At 46.9% G+C, this 17,607-nt stretch carries 20 protein-coding genes; 11 read left to right on the top strand and 9 right to left on the bottom strand.

What is annotated here, in order from left to right:
• Positions 1-178 precede the first annotated feature (178 nt).
• The 7 genes from Q4Q52_RS10075 to Q4Q52_RS10105 all read left to right on the top strand — a co-directional run bounded on the left by Q4Q52_RS10075 (position 179) and on the right by Q4Q52_RS10105 (position 6,200).
• Complete coding sequence (locus tag Q4Q52_RS10075) at positions 179-1,048, top strand: TonB family protein (RefSeq protein ID WP_311990521.1); 870 nt, start codon at positions 179-181, stop codon at positions 1,046-1,048.
• A 102-nt stretch (positions 1,049-1,150) separates the two neighbouring features.
• Entirely contained in the window at positions 1,151-1,906 is a 756-nt protein-coding gene (locus Q4Q52_RS10080; protein WP_311990522.1) for a MotA/TolQ/ExbB proton channel family protein, read from the top strand.
• Positions 1,903-2,340, top strand: a complete 438-nt coding sequence (locus Q4Q52_RS10085) for a biopolymer transporter ExbD (RefSeq protein WP_311990523.1) — start codon at positions 1,903-1,905, stop codon at positions 2,338-2,340. Before Q4Q52_RS10080 ends, Q4Q52_RS10085 begins: the two co-directional genes overlap by 4 nt.
• A 261-nt stretch (positions 2,341-2,601) precedes the next feature.
• Positions 2,602-3,591, top strand: coding sequence for a hemin ABC transporter substrate-binding protein (locus Q4Q52_RS10090; RefSeq protein WP_311990524.1), 990 nt, complete (start codon positions 2,602-2,604; stop codon positions 3,589-3,591).
• A gap of 162 nt (positions 3,592-3,753) precedes the next feature.
• Positions 3,754-4,770 carry an iron ABC transporter permease gene (locus tag Q4Q52_RS10095; RefSeq protein WP_311990525.1) on the top strand — a complete coding sequence of 339 codons (1,017 nt, stop codon included), beginning with the start codon at positions 3,754-3,756 and terminating at the stop codon, positions 4,768-4,770.
• 10 nt (positions 4,771-4,780) lie between these two features.
• On the top strand, positions 4,781-5,653 hold the full coding sequence (locus tag Q4Q52_RS10100) for a heme ABC transporter ATP-binding protein (protein WP_311990526.1): 873 nt from the start codon (positions 4,781-4,783) through the stop codon (positions 5,651-5,653).
• 202 nt (positions 5,654-5,855) lie between these two features.
• The gene (locus Q4Q52_RS10105; protein ID WP_311990527.1) at positions 5,856-6,200 is read left to right on the top strand and encodes a DUF2956 domain-containing protein; all 345 of its coding nucleotides are present in this window, start codon (positions 5,856-5,858) and stop codon (positions 6,198-6,200) included.
• A 24-nt stretch (positions 6,201-6,224) separates the two neighbouring features.
• On the opposite strand, the gene Q4Q52_RS10110 is transcribed toward Q4Q52_RS10105, so the two are convergent.
• The gene (locus Q4Q52_RS10110) at positions 6,225-6,560 is read right to left on the bottom strand and encodes a winged helix-turn-helix domain-containing protein (protein ID WP_300477461.1); all 336 of its coding nucleotides are present in this window, start codon (positions 6,558-6,560) and stop codon (positions 6,225-6,227) included.
• A 206-nt stretch (positions 6,561-6,766) separates the two neighbouring features.
• Here Q4Q52_RS10110 and Q4Q52_RS10115 point away from each other — a divergent pair, with 206 nt between their 5' ends.
• Positions 6,767-7,318 carry a DUF924 family protein gene (locus tag Q4Q52_RS10115; protein WP_311990528.1) on the top strand — a complete coding sequence of 184 codons (552 nt, stop codon included), beginning with the start codon at positions 6,767-6,769 and terminating at the stop codon, positions 7,316-7,318.
• 141 nt (positions 7,319-7,459) lie between these two features.
• A complete protein-coding gene (locus Q4Q52_RS10120) occupies positions 7,460-8,317 on the top strand; it encodes an ABC transporter substrate-binding protein (protein ID WP_261272099.1) in 858 nt (285 codons plus the stop codon).
• A 16-nt stretch (positions 8,318-8,333) separates the two neighbouring features.
• On the opposite strand, the gene Q4Q52_RS10125 is transcribed toward Q4Q52_RS10120, so the two are convergent.
• The 3 genes from Q4Q52_RS10125 to Q4Q52_RS10135 form a co-directional block, all read right to left on the bottom strand.
• Positions 8,334-8,771 (bottom strand): universal stress protein, encoded by a 438-nt coding sequence (locus Q4Q52_RS10125; protein WP_106649657.1) that lies wholly within the window; start codon positions 8,769-8,771, stop codon positions 8,334-8,336.
• 177 nt (positions 8,772-8,948) lie between these two features.
• Entirely contained in the window at positions 8,949-9,380 is a 432-nt protein-coding gene (locus Q4Q52_RS10130) for a universal stress protein (RefSeq protein ID WP_063883743.1), read from the bottom strand.
• A 41-nt stretch (positions 9,381-9,421) separates the two neighbouring features.
• Entirely contained in the window at positions 9,422-9,805 is a 384-nt protein-coding gene (locus tag Q4Q52_RS10135; RefSeq protein WP_063883744.1) for an STAS/SEC14 domain-containing protein, read from the bottom strand.
• Between the two features lie 226 nt (positions 9,806-10,031).
• Between Q4Q52_RS10135 and Q4Q52_RS10140 the strand changes: the two genes are divergently transcribed.
• Together Q4Q52_RS10140 and Q4Q52_RS10145 are read left to right on the top strand one after the other, a co-directional pair.
• On the top strand, positions 10,032-11,456 hold the full coding sequence (locus Q4Q52_RS10140) for a coniferyl aldehyde dehydrogenase (RefSeq protein ID WP_311990529.1): 1,425 nt from the start codon (positions 10,032-10,034) through the stop codon (positions 11,454-11,456).
• A 17-nt stretch (positions 11,457-11,473) separates the two neighbouring features.
• Positions 11,474-12,079: a TetR/AcrR family transcriptional regulator gene (locus Q4Q52_RS10145; RefSeq protein WP_311990530.1), complete on the top strand. Its 606-nt coding sequence runs from the start codon at positions 11,474-11,476 to the stop codon at positions 12,077-12,079.
• Positions 12,080-12,243: 164 nt separating this feature from the next.
• Here Q4Q52_RS10145 and Q4Q52_RS10150 read toward each other — a convergent pair whose 3' ends face one another.
• The 5 genes from Q4Q52_RS10150 to Q4Q52_RS10170 form a co-directional block, all read right to left on the bottom strand.
• Positions 12,244-13,050 (bottom strand): CsgG/HfaB family protein, encoded by an 807-nt coding sequence (locus Q4Q52_RS10150; protein ID WP_311990531.1) that lies wholly within the window; start codon positions 13,048-13,050, stop codon positions 12,244-12,246.
• Positions 13,050-13,445: a curli assembly protein CsgF gene (locus Q4Q52_RS10155; protein WP_105251643.1), complete on the bottom strand. Its 396-nt coding sequence runs from the start codon at positions 13,443-13,445 to the stop codon at positions 13,050-13,052. The genes Q4Q52_RS10150 and Q4Q52_RS10155 overlap by 1 nt, the downstream gene beginning before the upstream one ends.
• 10 nt (positions 13,446-13,455) lie before the next feature.
• Positions 13,456-13,866 carry a curli production assembly/transport protein CsgE gene (locus Q4Q52_RS10160; protein ID WP_311990532.1) on the bottom strand — a complete coding sequence of 137 codons (411 nt, stop codon included), beginning with the start codon at positions 13,864-13,866 and terminating at the stop codon, positions 13,456-13,458.
• A gap of 295 nt (positions 13,867-14,161) precedes the next feature.
• Positions 14,162-15,838, bottom strand: coding sequence for an ATP-binding protein (locus Q4Q52_RS10165; RefSeq protein ID WP_311990533.1), 1,677 nt, complete (start codon positions 15,836-15,838; stop codon positions 14,162-14,164).
• Positions 15,839-15,972: 134 nt separating this feature from the next.
• Complete coding sequence (locus Q4Q52_RS10170) at positions 15,973-17,484, bottom strand: sigma-54 dependent transcriptional regulator (RefSeq protein ID WP_063883749.1); 1,512 nt, start codon at positions 17,482-17,484, stop codon at positions 15,973-15,975.
• Between the last annotated feature and the right edge of the window lie 123 nt (positions 17,485-17,607).

Genomic DNA, 17,607 nt, shown 5'->3' on the forward strand with positions numbered 1-17,607 from the left:
AAATTGTCGGTTTAGCTGTTTTTTTAAGCGCTCATTCGAGCTATTGCAGGCACTCTACCTGAGATAACAAAATAGATCAAATGCAAATCATTATCATTTGCGATCTTGTTTATATTGAGATATCTTAATTAGCGAAGATAAATGAGCAGAAGTGCTTTATTGGGGAAAAGAGGTTGCTGTGACACCAAAACGATATCTTGCCTTTGGCGCGTTAACTGTTGCCATACAAACGGGGGTTATCGCCTCGCAACCCGCTATCACTATGCAGCAAAGCGCCCAAGCATCGAGTGTAAATCAAGTGGCGAACGCTCCGAGCGCAAATCGTGTCACCCTTAAATTGGCTGCAACAACAAGCTCTGCAAGCAGCAACGTCAGTATTGAGCCCACTCAAACAGACGCCAAAATAGCCACTGTAAACAGCACAGTGCGAAAAGTATCAACAGCAGAATCTGTCGATAAGACGGTTATCGAGGCGATAAAAAAAACCAAAGCTGATCAAAGAATTGGCAGCCAGTTAGCTAAGAAACCTTCAATCGAAAAAACCACGACTCAAAGTCATCCAGATACAACTCCATCAGGGACGAACGCTTTAGCACATAAGCGGCCCGAACATGTTGAGCAAGAATTAGAACTAAAAACAGAGCCTAAAACAGCACAAGAACAAACGGATTTAATTGCTAACACTGCCGAACTAGATGCAAAAACGCCCCAAAATGTACCCAGTGCAGCATCTGACAATGCCCCAGTTAACGACAGCCTCCATACTAACATAGTGGAATTAGCCAAACCGCTGTTTACTACAGCGCCACCACAACCGACTTATCCGCGAATAGCGCGTAAGAAAGGACTCGAAGGCACTGCAACCATAGAAGTGATGTTTAACGAACTTGGCGAGCAACTGGCGCTGACGTTAGTAAAAAGCTCAGGCTTTAGCCTGCTTGATCAGGCAGCAATTGCTGCAGTTGAGAACTGGCAATTTGCGGCGCCGACGCCAAGGCTAGCGAGTCATTACAAGGTCAGAGTGCCGATTCGTTTCGCGCTTAACTAGCGGGCCTTAATCTTATTGCTGAAAGCTAGCCATAGTAAAGCTCACTTTTTGATTCACTCAATGACGTATAAAACTGATTTTTCAATCGATTGGAGAGGCTTAATGCCCGTAACTGATTTTTCAACCCTACAGACACAACTTGGCGTGCTGACTTGGCCCTTGTTGTTATGTGCTTTTTTAGCTTTGATGATCTGCCTTGAACGTAGTGCCTTGTTTTTGCATCAAACTCTGCTGTCAATCTGGCCCAAAAAACAGGCTTGGATAAAGGCATTGCGTCAATCAAGCTCGGCGGCGACCACTGAAAACGTCAGCGTGCTGCTCGCACAAACCAGCGCACAACAAGATTTACTCGCCCGTGGCGCTACTTTGTTACTCAAACAAGTCCACCAGCCCAAAGTGCTAAGGGAAGAATTGCTCAGTCTGTGGCTCAACAAACAGCAACGCGACTTGCAAGCCGGGCTTAAGGTTCTGCAAGTGATTGGCATTATCAGCCCATTACTCGGCCTACTTGGCACAGTATTAGGACTCATCGACATGTTTGCCCAGCTTGGGCAATCACAAGGCCCAGTTACCCCAGCGCAACTCAGCGCTGGACTCGGCCTTGCGATGAACACCACAGCAGCCGGGCTTATTATCGCCGTGCCCGCGATTACCGCCGCCCATCTATTTGGCATTTGGGCTCAAGGACAATGTCTGCGCGCAGGGCACGTGCTCAATCAACTCAATCTGTGGTTAGCGGGTATCGAAGATATTTCAATCGATAGCAATCAATACCAAGCATTCAGCAAAGTCAGCAACAGCAGCACTGAGCAAAAATCGGCATTCAACGCCCATACTCAGATTGAGTCACAGACATGATAAGTGCAGATGAATCACCGCGCTCGCAGGCAGGCATTGCTTCGCCTGAGCAACTTCCGAGCCTAGATTTAACCGCGTTAATCGACATTATTTTTATCATGTTGGTATTTCTACTGCTGACGGCAAACAGCCAACTACTCAGCTTGCCGGTAGATGTGCCGCAAAGCCCAAGTTCGGCCATCACTGCAATCGACAACAAGCCAACGATTGCCATCAATATCATGGCGACAGCGCCTTATTGGGCAATAGATAGTGAGACATTTGATGATTTAGCGACTTTTACCGCCGCGTTTACCGCACATTTTAAGACTATGCCAGAGGCGACCGTTGTTATTGCCGCCGATAAGGCCGCGCCAGTGGAGCCCTTGATGCAACTGCTCGCGCTGCTGCAGACGCTGTCAATCAGTCAGACCCAAATATTGATGGAGCATTAGTGCGTTGCCAAGCCCGCTATCTGCCCCCAAAAGCCAAATGAGCAAGCTAAATAATGAGCCAGAGACACAGCTAGTACAGCCTCTCTAGCTAAAGACCAAAACCAACACGAAAAGATGCAGGCAGTAAACCACGACTTTTAACTTACTGATCTTAATCTACTGAACTTAACATACTGATTTTTAAAGCTACCATTTTGAAAGTCAGATGTTAGAAACAGTAACTAAGCCTGTAGCGAACAAGTTTGTATTAGGAGTTCAACCATGTTGTTTCAAGCAACTAAAATGTCATTAAAAATAGATACTAGCGCCCTTGGCCATCCGCATAAGCCTAAGTGCGCATTTAATCCGTTAAGCCGATTTAAGCCATTAAGCAAAGTGGTATTTATCGCCTCAGCATTTGCAGCTTTGCTATCGTCCAGCGTCTTTAGTGCTGAATCTGAAAGTGAGATAAGACTCGTGAGTGCGGGCACGGGCGTCACTGAGCTAGTGCTCGCCCTCGATGCGGGCAATGAGTTGGTCGCTATCGACTCCACCAGCTATGTACCTGAAGGTTTAGCCCATGTGGCTAAGCTTGGCTATCACAGAATGCTCTCCGCCGAAGGCATTATCGCCCTCTCGCCAACACTGGTTGTCGGCTCGGATGTTATGGGGCCTGAGACCACGCTCAATGTATTGAAACAAGCCAATATCCAAGTCGTGCAGTTACCCGCAACGAACGATGAGCCGCAGCTAATGAGCAATGTGGATACCTTAGGTCAATTACTCAATCGTCCAGATAATGCCATTAAGTTAAAGCAGGACTTACATCAACAACTGCAAAGCTTAGCGGATAAAAAACAGCAAATAAGCGATGCTGGCGCGCAGCCAAAAATCCTCTTTATGCTGCTACAAGAAGGCCGTGGCGCACGGGTCGGCGGTAAAGGCACTGCCGCTGATACCATTATCGCGCTATCAGGCGCACACAATATCGCCGAGTTTGATGGCTACAAAAGTATGTCTCAGGAAGGGATTTTATCCTTGAAGCCCGACATTATTTTACTGTCAAAGCGCAGCGATAGCCCCACAGAGCAAACCAACGCGCACATTGCCCAAGAACTGATAAAAGAGATGCCGCTACTCGCCCATACTCCTGCGGGTAAAAATGGCCATATACAAACACTCGCGCCGCAAGCCCTTCTCGGCGGTTTAGGCATCAGCGCCATTAGCGCAGCCGATACGCTTGCTAGCACGTTGCTCAAACAAAATCAGTAACCTGCATAGTAACGAATACCGTCACTACTCAGGGGGCTCATGTTGATTATATGAGTCACTTATTTGAATGGCTTGTATGAGCCACGAATCGGACTCACTGATTTGCACCACTGACTCACACAACTTATGAGTCACCTGATAAAAATAGAAAGGATAGTTGAGATGTTCCTCAATCGCTGGCTCTGGCCCGGTTTAGTCACACTGTTAGCCCTAAGCTGCTTACTCTCGGTCAGCACAGGCCCTGTCAGTATCAGCCTAGTGGATGCCCTAAGCGCTGTACTTAATTGGGCGACTCAGCAAAACATCGGCAATATTGCGCCCCACGAGCAACTGGTGGTCAACACTGTGCGCCTGCCACGGACATTATTGGCACTGGCGGTAGGCGCTACGCTCGCCCAGTGCGGCGCTGTAATGCAGGGTCTGTTTCGTAATCCCTTGGCCGATCCCGGTATTATCGGGGTGTCATCTGGCGCAGCGCTGGGCGCGGCCATCTGTATCGTGCTGTTACCCAATGTAAATCCATTCATGATCCCCATCAGTGCCTTTGTATCGGGTTTAATCACCACCCTTGTTGTCTATCGCCTCGCCAGTAGCCCAACCGGAACATCGGTCGTGTTGTTACTGCTATCAGGGGTTGCTATTGCGGCACTGGCAGGCGCAGGAATTGGCATGCTCACGTACCTTGCTAACGATATAGCGCTACGTGATTTAACCTTGTGGCAAATGGGCTCGATAGCAGGAGCGCAGTGGATGTATGTCAGCCTGTGCCTCGTGACGTTAGCATTACTAAGCTGGCGATTTCGCCAAGATGCGGCGGCGCTCAATGCCTTGCTACTTGGTGAATCCGAAGCGCGTCACTTAGGGATAGATGTCGATAAGCTTAAGCTGAGACTCATTTTACTTTGCGCCTTAGGCGTTGGCGTAAGTGTCGCGGCGACAGGCATTATTGGCTTTATCGGCCTAGTGGTGCCGCATTTAGTGCGGATGATGTTAGGGCCAGATCATCGTCAACTGCTGCCCATCAGTGCACTTTTAGGTGCCGCCCTATTAGCCTTGGCCGATATCGGCGCCCGCGCCTTCTTACCACCAGCAGAGTTACCCGTTGGATTAGTAACCGCCATCATAGGTGCGCCATTCTTCATCTTCTTACTACTGCAACAACGCAGTAAGCTCATCTAAGCGAGGCGTTATGACTGCCACTTCCTATGCCGAATCAGGATCAGAGTCAAATTTAGATTCTGAATTAGCATCAAGAGCGCATCTAACTCATTCAACCCATGCGCAGTTTGAACGCACCAAGCTCAGCATTAGCAAGCTCGATGTCAGCATTGGGCAGAATATGGTGCTCAGCGATATAAATGTGCAATTTAAACCCAGTGCAGTAACCGCCCTACTCGGCCCCAATGGCGCGGGTAAATCGACGCTACTCAAAGCCCTTTGCCAAGAAATCAGCACACCAAGGCAAAGTATCCGTCTAGGCCATAGCCAGCTGGCGGATTGGCCTAGGGGCGAGCTGGCAAAATCCTTAGCCGTACTGCCACAACACGCCAGTCTCACGTTTCCCTTCACAGTATCTGAAGTGGTCGCTATGGGTCTTTACCCCTTAACCATTAGTCATAAAGAGGGGGAAACCTTAGTTGCCGAGCAGCTAGCGCAAGTAGGCTTATCTCATCTGGCTAAGCGCAGTTATCCAACCCTCTCTGGCGGCGAAAAACAACGAGTCCAGCTCGCCCGCGTTTTGACTCAGCTCAGTCAATCGCCGTTCCCACCCATACTATTATTGGATGAACCAACATCGGCATTAGATCTCGCCCAGCAACACAGAGTGCTTGAGTTAGCCCAACACTTAGCTCATCAGCAGGCGTACACTGTGATAGTGGTATTGCATGATCTCAACCAAGCCGCTCGCTATAGCGATCAATTAATCGTATTAAAACAAGGGCGAATCGTAAGCGAAGGCACGCCAGCTGAGGCCTTGTCGGTCAATACCATTCGGGAAGTATGGGACTATGAACCTGTGTACCTTGCTGATCCACAGGGCGGGCATCCGCTGATTTTTTAATGAAATGAAGATATTGGCTGTAAGTTTTAATGTCTAATGTGGGTATAATCTGGCAATAACACATTGGGCTCGCTTTTGACTAACGAATGAGCGAGCAGCTTCGCGGGCATATTGGCTCTTATATTTACGAGCCTATTTTAGCCGCAAGTGCGTTAACTCAAGCCGCATTAACTCAAACGGCAACAATTTAGGCAACTTCCAGATGAAACCCACTATCTCGACAGAAACTCAGCAAGAAGCACTGGCCGCAGCCAAAGCCACTCAAAAGCCAGGACAAACTAAAGAGCAAACTAAGCTCATTGCCCAAGGGATTGAAAAAGGCATCGCCGAGTATAAAAAACTGCTTAAAGCTAAAGCCCGTGAGCGGGATAAAGTCCGTAAACAGCAGTTGAAAGCGAAATCTCGCACAGTGAATGACATAGATAATCTAGACGATGCTGACGAGATCATCGACTCCCAGAGTCAGTTCACCCGAGCCACTTGGGTTGCTATCGCTCTACTCGTGCTAAGTTGGGCAGGATTTGCCGCCTATTATGTTATGACGTGATTGCCGAACTCAGAACTTACCGCTTCATGCTGCCGTTTCGCCACTCTCAACAACACCAATCAGATCGGCGATTTCAGTGAGATGGGTATCAACCCATGCACTACTGATTGGCCCCCATGTCACTATGCGGTAATAACCTGCATTGTTACGACTGCCTTCCTGGACAAACTCGACTCGAATACCTATATCCTCAAATGCGGCGATGGCATCCTGTAAGGTGCGGCGCGGCATTCCAGTTAACTTATTGAGTGATAAAAGATTATGGCGATCGTCATCCATTAAGTGCGCTAAATAGAGCTTACGCAAAAACGCCTTATGCTGCTTCGTAACTTGTTGCGATACCGGCATTGAAGATGACATAGAATGACCTGCCTAGAAACAAAAGTAATTATCATCAAAACTACTTTATATTCAGGCAATAAGGCAATAGCCAGCACTAAATACTTACGAAAGATGATCAGTTTTTCTGCTAACCTATCTCTCCTAAATCAAGCGAAACGACTTGTCATCCTCCCCCAACAACTGTTATTTGTAATGTCACTCACCACCTATGAGGGAACGCTAAGATGAGCCAGACAATTACAGCCGATCAAATACTGACATTTTGGTTTGAAGAAATTGAGCCAAAGCTTTGGTGGATTAAAGATGTTGAATTTGATGCACAAATCAAACAGCGCTTTGGAGACATATTAGCTCAAGCTAAACGTGGTGAGCTTTCCCATTGGCGAGTCACACCCCAAGGTCGATTAGCGGAGATCATAGTGCTCGACCAATTCTCCCGTAATATTTACCGTGATACGCCTGCCGCTTTCGAAGCCGATGCCATCGCTTTAGTGCTCGCTCAGGAAGCTGTTGCCCAACAGGTTGATTTAGCTCTCAAACCTAAACAAGTCCCCTTTCTCTTTATGCCCTATATGCACAGCGAGTCGGCAATGATCCATCAAGTTGCGGTTAAACTGTTTAATCGTGAAGCGACGGTAGCCAACTTAACATTTGAACTGCAACATAAGGCAATTATCGACAGATTTGGCCGCTATCCACATAGGAACGCCATCTTAGGCAGAGAATCGACAGCAGAGGAAATCGCCTTTCTGCGCGAACCTGGCTCATCTTTTTAATTCGCTCATTGTTTAGCGTATTTGAATAAATAAAACCGTGCTGAGTTCACAGACACACTACACTTACTCAATCGAGTCATGGAAAGACTGGCGAGTAACAAACACAGCTGTAAGTGTGTACCGCGGAGGTATTGGTAACTTATGACGCAAAATCTAAATAAGCCAAATAGCTCAGAGGCTCGTTGTAACCGCTTTAAATTGATGGGGTTTCTCACCTTATGCGGCGCTCAGCTTTGCCAAGCAGCAGAAATTAAGATAGGTGTCAGCCTGTCTATTCCACCTTATGTTATCCAAGAAACCAATAGCGGAATCGAACTCGAATTACTAAACCAAGCCCTCGCCGTTAAAGGCCATACCGCTTCTATCCAATACTTACCACTGGCGCGTACATTCCATGAACTCAGGGAAGGTAAACTCGATGGTATCATCAACATTAAAGATGGCATGCTCGACAACGTCTTTTACTCCAATGTTGCGATAACCTACCAAAACTGCGCTATTAGCCTAGAAGATAATAACTTTACTATCAACAACATAGACGACTTAAATAACAAGCAAGTCGTTTCCTTTCAGCGTGCATCATCGTTATTGGGGGAAGAATTTGCCAAAATGGCTAAGGCTAATAGCGGCTACCAAGAACAAGCAAGGCAAGTGCAGCAGGTTTATATGCTGATGAAACACAGGGCCGATGTCGTAGTGATGGATAAAAACATCTTCAAATATTACTTAAAGCAGGCTTACCTTGAGGGAAAACTCACTGAGAAAGATTTAAAACAACAGGCCATTTGCCACAAAATATTTCCACCAACAGAATACAAGTTTGCCTTTCTCAGTGAACAAATTCGGGATGATTTTAATGTGGGACTCAAACAAATTACCCAAGATGGTAGCTTAGTGGCCTTGCAGGAAAAGTATCGACGCCTGATGTCCTTCGAGACTGAAGCTGAGGCGTCGACCAAATTAACAGAACCTAAAATCATTAAAAACGATTCTTACTAAGTCTTATCTAAGCGCTTTATTTCACCACCAGCACAGGGCACTTAGCATACTTAACAATATCTTGTGTGACATGTGGCTTTAAAAAATCCGCTAAACCGCTGCTACCATGACTAGCAATCACCACCATACCTACATCGACGGCTTCCGCTAAAATCTCATCAATCGCATCACCATGACGCACCACGAGCTTGATATTGAGCCCCTCGGTGAGGCCTTGTTGCATTTCCTGCTGTATGCTTTGCATTTTTGCATCGACAAAAGCTTGCAGCTCATTTTCCAATGTGGCGGGAATATCAACCGCAATACCATAGCAATGGGCGCCACGGGCAGGACTTGTCACATGCAACAATCGAATATCAACATGATAAAGATTAGCCATTTCAACCGCATATTTGAGCGCATGGGCTGCGGTGGATGAAAAATCCGTAGGGCATAACACTTCTTGAGTACGCATAAGCTTATCCATCATTTGAGTTTTAATCAGGCTATCTATTAAAGCCAAAATACCACTAATTTATAGTAGTTAGCTATGCTTCTTGCGTACCCATTTCAATTAAATATTCTTTATCAATCAAAAAGAAAGGACGCAATAAGCGTCCTTCGGGTTTATTGAGTCAAGCTACTAACTCAGTTATTTCACCACCAGCACAGGACAAGCCGCACCGTTAGCGACCGCTTCTGCGACATTAGTATGTAAAAAATGCGAAATCCCAGTTCGGCCATGGCTCGCTATCACCACCATGCCAATATCTTTACTGTTGGCCTCTTCTAAAATTTGATACACAGGATCGCCACGGCGGATCAAGGTCGTGACAGGAAGCTCAGTGTTTAACCCGGCTAACAGCGCCTGCATCTTAATTGCGGCCGCGTCCTCCATGCTCTTAGCCAACTCTTCTGGAGTGATCGATAGAATCATAAAGTTTTCATCACCGATCGGCTGTTCAACTACATGTAAAATTTTGAGTCCTACATGGTATAGATTAGCCATTTCAATGGCATAACTCAGTGCATGGGCCGCAGTTTCCGAAAAATCTGTGGGCCAGAGTATTTGACCGGAACGCATAATCTGTACTCCTTCTATGATGCTAATGGATTACTGAGTAACTAGTCTTTTAACCAAGCAACGGCGTCGCCATTATCAACAAAAAATCTGACCTCAGCAGGCGTAAACCAGTTTGCCAATTTAGCCAACACTTCCTGCAGAGTCGTTTTGCCGACTATGGCTATTTTCTCGAAATGACGAATATGCTTCACCCCAAGTTTCAGATCATCCCAAGCAGCCTGTAATTCCAAGCCATCTAACTCGGTCACATCCACTAAGGCGAAGATATCAGGATCTTTTACGCCCGCCAGTGCCGACTCCAACACTGGCACCATCATTTCGTAGTCTTGATGAGTTAAAGTACCGATGGCCTTAAAGGCAACAAAAAAATCATCATCACCATAGCGTTCAATACCAATCGTAATTCCGTGCTTTAACAATGCCATACATACTCCTTATGCAACAACCCTTGAATTAGTGTAAAAGCTAACGCCTAAATAAGCCGTGATCTTGCTCAAAAATACATCAGATAACTTGCACCATCTCACTAAGCAAGTTAGGATGAACCGACTAATCAGTCGGTTCCAATTTAATAAAAGACTCAATCGAGACGATTAGTTAAATAAAGTACCGAATAAGACTCAGCCTACCATTTCCCTTGGAGCGACCACTATGAATATGGCCACCGAACAGCTTAATGCCTCGCCACTGACTCAATTGCTCCAACGCCAACGCAGCAGTTATTTAGCGGCGCCGAATCCAAACTACGCTACGCGAGTGGAGCAATTAACTCGACTTAAAGCGGCCATACTGCAATTTAAAACGCCTTTAGTCGAAGCCTTAAGCCAAGACTATGGCCATAGATCGATTGATGACAGCCTAATATCAGACATTATGCCGGTCATCAACAACATCAATTACAGTTTGAAAAATCTAAAAAAATGGCTCAAACCCAGCGCTCGCCATGCAGGGCTCTTGCTCGCACCCGCCAAAGTCACTGTGCATTATCAGCCTGTGGGGGTTATCGGCATCATAGTGCCGTGGAACTTCCCCGTCATGCTATCAATTGGCCCGCTAGTGACCGCCATCGCGGCGGGTAATCACGCCATGCTAAAAATGTCCGAATTCACCCCTGCGACTAACCAAGTGATCAAACAACTACTGGCACACGTCTTCGATGAGTCCCACGTGGCAGTTGTAGAAGGTGAAGCCGATGTCGCCGCAGCGTTTTCAGCCCTACCCTTTGATCATTTACTCTTTACCGGCTCGACCACAGTTGGCCGTCATGTGATGCGCGCCGCAGCCAATAATCTCACCCCAGTGACACTCGAATTGGGCGGTAAATCGCCAGTCATTATCGCCTCCGATATGCCGCTTGAGATAGCAGTAGAACGAATGATTTACGGTAAGTGTTTGAATGCCGGACAAATCTGCGTCGCACCGGATTATGTTCTATGCCCTAAAGCCCAAGTGGATGAATTTATTGCCGCCTACCGAACTAAATTTAATGCCATGTACGGCGCGATAAACCACAACAAAGACTACGGCAGCATCATTAATACCCGTCAGTTTGACCGCTTGATGACAGTGCTCGGCGACGCGAAAGCTAAGGGTGCCCATGTTATTTCGGCGACAGACGAAGCTATCGATAGTCAACATCGTAAACTCGCCACTCAGCTAATCACTCACACCAGTGAAGATATGCTATTGATGCAAGAAGAAATTTTTGGCCCATTGTTACCGATTATTAGCTACGACACCTTAGATGAAGCGATTCAGTACATCAACCACAGAGCAAGACCACTAGCGCTGTATGTGATGAGTTTCGATGAGCCAACTCAGCAAAAGATCCTCCAGCAGACCCATTCTGGCGGTGTGTGCATTAACGAAACCGTGTTTCATGTCGCCGCTGACGATGCGCCCTTTGGCGGAATCGGCCCGTCGGGAATGGGGCATTACCATGGCAAGGAAGGTTTTTTAACCTTCAGCCACGCTAAAACTGTGCTTAGCCGAGGCCGATTCAACACAGGCAAATTTGTGCACCCGCCCTACGGCACTGTTATCCAGCGCATCTTAATGAAGCTATTTTTGCGCTAGTCATTGGGGGATAAATCTTGAATCAGCCATTAACGCCGCAACCTATAAAAACCATGACAGATAAACGCCAAGCCATTCTCGACACTGCCTTAGCGCTCTTTGTCAGCCAAGGATTTCATGGCACGTCCACCGCCTCGATAGCTAAGCAAGCAGGTGTAGCAACGGGCACCTTGTTCCATCATTTCCCTTCCAAGGAAGCCTTGATGGAATCTTTATTTCTAACAATAAAACAAGAGTTTGCCGATGCCTTGCTGCTAAACACTCATAATGGCAGCGATCTTAAACTCAATGCCCTACAGCTATGGCAAAGTGCAATTGATTGGTCGCTGGATAACCCTGTCAAGCAGCTGTTTTTTCAACAATATTCAATGTCGCCCATGATTGCCGCTAAGGTGCGCGATCAGGCGATGAACAGCATCTTAGGCTTTATTAGCGAGCTGATTAAGCAAGGACAAATAGAGGGATTAATCGCCCACTATCCGCTGGAGCTGATGCTAGAAAACTGCCATGGCCAATATCTGGCGGCAACCCGATTCTTTATCGATAACCCGCACTTAGGTACGAATACAAGGTATCGCGATGCCAGTTTTGAACTGTTTTGGAAGGCCATGCAAGCGGGCTAACACCACACAGCCCACAACACTGCCAACGTCCACCCACTACAGAAATTAATCCAATAAAAAAACCGAGTCAGCTTAACTGGCTCGGTTTTCTTTTACGCTATCGCGACTAAGCGCTAAAGCAGAAGCCTGCTTTGCTCTAGCATCTAATACCGACTTTCAGGCACCTAGCCCTGACTCAATTCCTGCGCTTTCTCGACTGGTTGAGTAACTTGAGTTGGACTCCAGTAGCCTTGCTTAATGCCCTTATCAATCAGCTCAGCGACCGCTAATTCAATGGCTTGCAACACGCAAAACTGTACTGGCTCGTTAGTGGTAAAACCGATTTCTGCCTCAGCGAGGCGATTTAAACTGGTGTAACGGAACAAGCCAGCGCGCATTTCTTGGGATAAAACACGTTTGCTGGTCGAAACCGACATCATCACTTTACCTGTGTGCACATCGACGGCGCGCAAATAAATGGTCACCTGATCTTCACGATACATTTCCGAAGCGCCAATGCCGTAGTATTCGACACCGCTACCGCCTGTGCTGGTGTTAGTCTCATAGCTAATGACGCCACCTTCGAGTAACAATCTGGCGGTGGATAATACGGGCACTTCATCGCCCTTAGTACCGCTCTGTTTATTACTAATTTTGCGCTCGGTCAGCAGGTTTTGTAGCCCTTCACGTTCCACTGGGGTAAACCATTTAGAATCGAGCAAGGTCTGCATCAACATAGAGGTTGCGCCCTGAGTCACGGCGGTCGAAAACGAACTCACGTTCGCCTGTGGTTTATATTGGCCAGTTTGATCGCGAAAGGAATACACAGCAACTGGAATGGGAAACTTAGGTCCTGGTTGAGTTTGCAGCCCACGCATCACTTCACTCAAGGGGTTAACCTCGGCAGGCGTGATATTCAAATCGGGTTTAGGGATCAAGCTACAGGCCGACATGCTTAACAGCAATAGACCCAAAATGATTAAACGGGCCATTAGTTGCCACCTCCAAACGCTGACATTTCAATTATTGTCACTTCATTCGTGGCAATATTAGTGATAGTCAGTATAACTTTATCTCCTATAGAGTTAATTTCTATACGAAAATCGCCAGTATTATAATCACCATCGGTGATTTCACCATCAGCAATCCCTCGGGTAATAGAATTGATAAGATTACGCTCTAGGGATTCTTTAAAGCGAGTAATAAAGTCCTTCTCGGACGAGTTGGACTTATTGTCATTCTGGGCTTGGGCTTTATTTAATAAGAAAGCCCCATTTTGTGGATTGCCGCCAAAGCTGGGATTCACTGGCGTATAAATCAATTCAGTGGCTTGGCCACTGCTTGCCACACATAGTGTGACAAGGGCAAGTAACGTCCTGTATGTCATTATTATTATCCTAAAAGTCGTCCGATATTCCTGAAAAATCACCTGTTATTGCATTGGCTCTTACTTGCGCTAAATAATCAATCGTGATCAAAATCGCCTGCTCTGCACTCTCTTTAACCGGATTGGCACGACGACCAAAATGGGTGGTGTAAATCCGTGTCCCGTTCACTTCTAAGGTTAAAACCGTCCCCGCCTGCGGAAACACAGTCTCGTACAGCGTCACGTTAAAGCCTTGGGTAAAGGGCAGCTCGCGCCAATAGCTTGAGTAGTAGAAGCCAAAATCCTTACCAAACCGTGTCAAGGTTCTATCTATCACTAAACCACTAATTTCAATGTCGTTATCGGCAAGAGTGATAGGGGAAGCCAGCAGCAGGAATGGGCATAAAACGTAAGTAAGCAGACGCTGTTTTAACTGTTTCACTTATCCCTCCTTAACCTTTTAATCGAACCTTAAAAACCGCGCCAACCTCTGTTTTAACAACGGGAGTTTTAGCGTCAATTTTCGATAAAGCAGGTTAACAGGATTGAAGATCTCCCGTCATTACGCTGGAGGGCAAATTAGTCCGAAGAGCTAAGGTAAAAAGGCAAAAATAGCCCATTTGGCTAATACGCAAAGAAGCCGTTAAGACCGGAGGAATAGGGTAAACGAACAAATGAAGAAGCAATAAAAATGCGACCCTAAGGTCGCATTGCTGTGCTAATACAAAACGTGCGGATTATTGTGGTAACCATAGTCGAACCAACAGGCCACCGTCACTGCGATTGTGCATACTAATACTGCCATCATGGGCTTCAATAATTTCACGGCACAGAGGTAAACCAAGCCCTGTACCCGATTGTTTAGTCGAGTAAAACGGCAACAACGCTTGCTCTAAAACTTCGCCTGACATGCCAGTACCGCGATCCTCGATAACAATACTGAAACCCACACCATCCACTAAGGTTTGTTGCCGAATCGACAGGGTGACATCCTCAGGGTTTGAACCCGATTCATGGGCATTTTTTAGCAAGTTGAGAAGCACTTGCTCCAACTGTCCTTGATCGAAATAGCCATCGTTTTCAGGCAAATCATGCGTAAGTTTAAAGGGATAATGCTGGGTTAACTGAGTCGTAAATTGTGTCCAATTGACCTGACGTCGCTGTGGGAGCGGCAACTTAGCAAAGCGGGCATAGTTGAAGATAAACTGGCTCAGATGGCCAGTGCGATTCTCTATGGTATCGAAAATCAACTTAAGTTTTGGATTATCCAGATCTTTAGTCAGTAAACGCCCCGAGTTCACCATAGAGGCGATGGGCGCCACTGAGTTATTGAGTTCATGGCTAATAATGCGGATCACTTTCTTCCACACTGCCACCTCTTGACGATTAAGCTCACGGGTCATCTGCTTGAGCAATATCAAGTTATGTTGTTGGTTATTCAATAAAAATTGGCCACGACTAAGATACCAAGTTTCCACATCATCTTCGCCCATAGCAAAGAGGCCGTTCTTTTCATGTTTAAGCGCCAAGGCCAATACCTCGGGCAAGTCCAGCAGCAATTCATCTAGGCTCAAACCTTCCATTTTGCCCTTTTTGTGGAATAGATGACGCGCAGCATCGTTGGCGTAAATTAACCGCTGATGGTCGTCGAGCAATAGCATCACGTTGGGAGAGCTTTGGATCACCTTATCCAGCAACAACTCTCGCTGGTAAATGTATTGCCTTTCTTGGCGTAATTTTGCCGCAGAATAATTAAATAACTGGGCCAAGGTTTGTAGCTGACCTTCACCATGTTCTGGAATACTCACGCTAAAATCATTATCGCTAAAGTTCAGCAGACCTATTTCGAGGGAATCCAAGCTACGACCCAGATGCCGTGTTAACCAAGCGACACTTAGGCCACACGCGCCACAAGCGAGCAATAACACCAGTAAACCTTCACTTAAGGTTAAACTCGAGACTCGCTCGATCTCTGCTATTTCAGGGGATGCTGGGGCTTTGGGCGGTAAAATCGAGAGCGGTTCTACACGTAAAGGCTCTGCGATATGGGCGCTAAAATTAAACTGCCCTTCTTTAAGTTGTTCTAACTTGAAGAGTTTTATTTGTAACTGTTCTTGCTTAAGTTGTTCAAGTTTTTGCAGTTCAGCCTTAATCTGCTCGGTCCTCTGACGCGCTTGCATTGCTGCCGCTAGCTGCAATTGTTCAGTATTTTTAAGGGCAAGCTCGATGGCAGCAGTGGTTTTTTCCAGATCAGCAAAGTCGAGTTGTACATTCACATCGGGGATTTCGATTGCCTTAGATGTGGCGACAACCGAAGTTTCAGGTGAGATATATTTCACCAAGGCAAAACTAAGCAAGACGCCAAACGCGCAGCAAATCATTGAATAAATGATAATTTTAGTTCGGATTAACACTGACATTCCTTAATCAATAGCCTTTCTCTCGCCAAGAAGCTGTTGCCTAGAACCTACGAACTAGCATCTGAGACTTAGTAGCTGTTGCCTAGAAGCTGTTGTCTAAAAGCTACAAACTAGCATCTGCACTTGGCCTATGACTTATCTAAACCAAACTTATCCATGCGCCGATACAGCGCCTGGCGACTGAGCCCAAGCGCTTTGGCGACCCGAGCAATCACGCCATGGTGCTGTTTTAGCGCCGCTTCGATATCTTCGCGGCTCACCTCTATCGCCTCATTAGCCGACTGTGTTTGGTCGCGGGCAGAGTTATCAGCAAAAGTGGCATTAGCGGGAATGGAAGCAGACGCATAAACGGGCTGAGGATCAGATTGTCTCTGTTCAAAGATGCGCGGATCGGGCTGTCGCTGATCTAAGCGTCGCGGCGCAGAAGCTGCAGAAATATGGGAAGTCGCAGATCTTGCAGCACTCACGACAGGTGCCAAGCCAAAGTCAGCCTCAGTCAATACATGGCTTTTTGCCAACAATACCGCTCGCTTACAGGCATTTTCCAGCTCACGCACATTACCCGGCCAGCGATGGTGCAACAACGCCTGCAATGCGGGCTTACTCAAGCTAAAATCGCTACCGATAAAATGCTGTACTAAAGGCAAAATATCATCGGTGCGTTGATTCAGCGGCGATAGCGCCAGTTCAATCACATTTAAGCGGTAAAACAAATCCTCACGAAAACGCCCTTCGGCAATATCTTGGGCCAGATCCGCATTGGTCGCACTGATCACCCGCACTTTCACTTTTTGGGTTTTATGGCTACCTAAGCGTTCAAATTCACCGGTTTGCAGCACGCGCAGCAGTTTTACTTGGCCAGATAAGGGCAAGTTACCGATTTCATCTAAAAACAGTGTGCCGCCGTCGGCCGCTTCAAAGCGACCAATACGCGCTTTAGTCGCCCCCGTAAAAGCCCCCGCCTCGGCACCAAACAACTCTGCCTCTAATAAATCCATCGGCAAAGCGCCGACATTGACCTTGATAAAAGGCTTGTTTTTTAAGGGAGAATTAGCATGGAGAATATCGGCAAGCTTGTCTTTACCCGCACCATTAGGGCCAGTGATGAGGACCGACACATCGGAGCGCGCCAGTTGCAAGGCTAAATCAATGCAACGCTGCATCGCGCCACTACCAAAGACAATCCCACAGAGGTCCGCATCGGCGATCGCCACTTGGCGTTGATGATTCACCCGCTCGAGACGATGGTTAGCACGGGAGAGTTTATAAAGCGCGATCAAATTGGTAATGCTATTGAGCACCTTAGCGTCATCCCAAGGTTTACCCATATAATCGGCCGCGCCCGCTTTGACTAATTCAACGGCGGTTTCGAGTTGCGTCCACGCCGTCATCAAAATGATCGGTAGATCCCCTTGGCGTTCGCGCAGGGCGTAAAACAGTTGCTTGCCTTCCTCGCCCGAGGTGGTATCACGGGTAAAGTTCATATCTTGGATCACTAAATCCACATCTTGCGTCGCCAATAATCCAAGGGCGTCCTCCGGACTATGGCAAGTCAGCACCCGATAATCATTAAGCTCTAGCATCAAACCTAGGGCTTGGCAGATGGCGTGATTGTCGTCGACGATGAGGATAGTATCCATAAGTATGAGTGTTGTCCTATATAAAACTATTAACCGTAAAGTAACAAAAAGTGCAATAACATCCTATTGTTATCGCACTTTTATTGGGCTTTTATCGTACCTTGAGTGACATCAAATATTTCG

The sequence above is a fragment of the Shewanella sp. SP1S2-4 genome, assembly GCF_031932075.1.
In the GTDB taxonomy this organism is placed as follows: domain Bacteria; phylum Pseudomonadota; class Gammaproteobacteria; order Enterobacterales; family Shewanellaceae; genus Shewanella; species Shewanella baltica.

Coding starts and splice junctions, on each gene's coding strand:
- Q4Q52_RS10080 (WP_311990522.1), top strand. CDS start 1,151: ATGCCCGTAACTGATTTTTCAACCCTACAGACACAACTTGGCGTGCTG.
- Q4Q52_RS10085 (WP_311990523.1), top strand. CDS start 1,903: ATGATAAGTGCAGATGAATCACCGCGCTCGCAGGCAGGCATTGCTTCG.
- Q4Q52_RS10090 (WP_311990524.1), top strand. CDS start 2,602: ATGTTGTTTCAAGCAACTAAAATGTCATTAAAAATAGATACTAGCGCC.
- Q4Q52_RS10095 (WP_311990525.1), top strand. CDS start 3,754: ATGTTCCTCAATCGCTGGCTCTGGCCCGGTTTAGTCACACTGTTAGCC.
- Q4Q52_RS10100 (WP_311990526.1), top strand. CDS start 4,781: ATGACTGCCACTTCCTATGCCGAATCAGGATCAGAGTCAAATTTAGAT.
- Q4Q52_RS10105 (WP_311990527.1), top strand. CDS start 5,856: ATGAAACCCACTATCTCGACAGAAACTCAGCAAGAAGCACTGGCCGCA.
- Q4Q52_RS10110 (WP_300477461.1), bottom strand. CDS start 6,560: ATGTCATCTTCAATGCCGGTATCGCAACAAGTTACGAAGCAGCATAAG.
- Q4Q52_RS10115 (WP_311990528.1), top strand. CDS start 6,767: ATGAGCCAGACAATTACAGCCGATCAAATACTGACATTTTGGTTTGAA.
- Q4Q52_RS10120 (WP_261272099.1), top strand. CDS start 7,460: ATGACGCAAAATCTAAATAAGCCAAATAGCTCAGAGGCTCGTTGTAAC.
- Q4Q52_RS10125 (WP_106649657.1), bottom strand. CDS start 8,771: ATGCGTACTCAAGAAGTGTTATGCCCTACGGATTTTTCATCCACCGCA.
- Q4Q52_RS10130 (WP_063883743.1), bottom strand. CDS start 9,380: ATGCGTTCCGGTCAAATACTCTGGCCCACAGATTTTTCGGAAACTGCG.
- Q4Q52_RS10135 (WP_063883744.1), bottom strand. CDS start 9,805: ATGGCATTGTTAAAGCACGGAATTACGATTGGTATTGAACGCTATGGT.
- Q4Q52_RS10140 (WP_311990529.1), top strand. CDS start 10,032: ATGAATATGGCCACCGAACAGCTTAATGCCTCGCCACTGACTCAATTG.
- Q4Q52_RS10150 (WP_311990531.1), bottom strand. CDS start 13,050: ATGGCCCGTTTAATCATTTTGGGTCTATTGCTGTTAAGCATGTCGGCC.
- Q4Q52_RS10155 (WP_105251643.1), bottom strand. CDS start 13,445: ATGACATACAGGACGTTACTTGCCCTTGTCACACTATGTGTGGCAAGC.
- Q4Q52_RS10170 (WP_063883749.1), bottom strand. CDS start 17,484: ATGGATACTATCCTCATCGTCGACGACAATCACGCCATCTGCCAAGCC.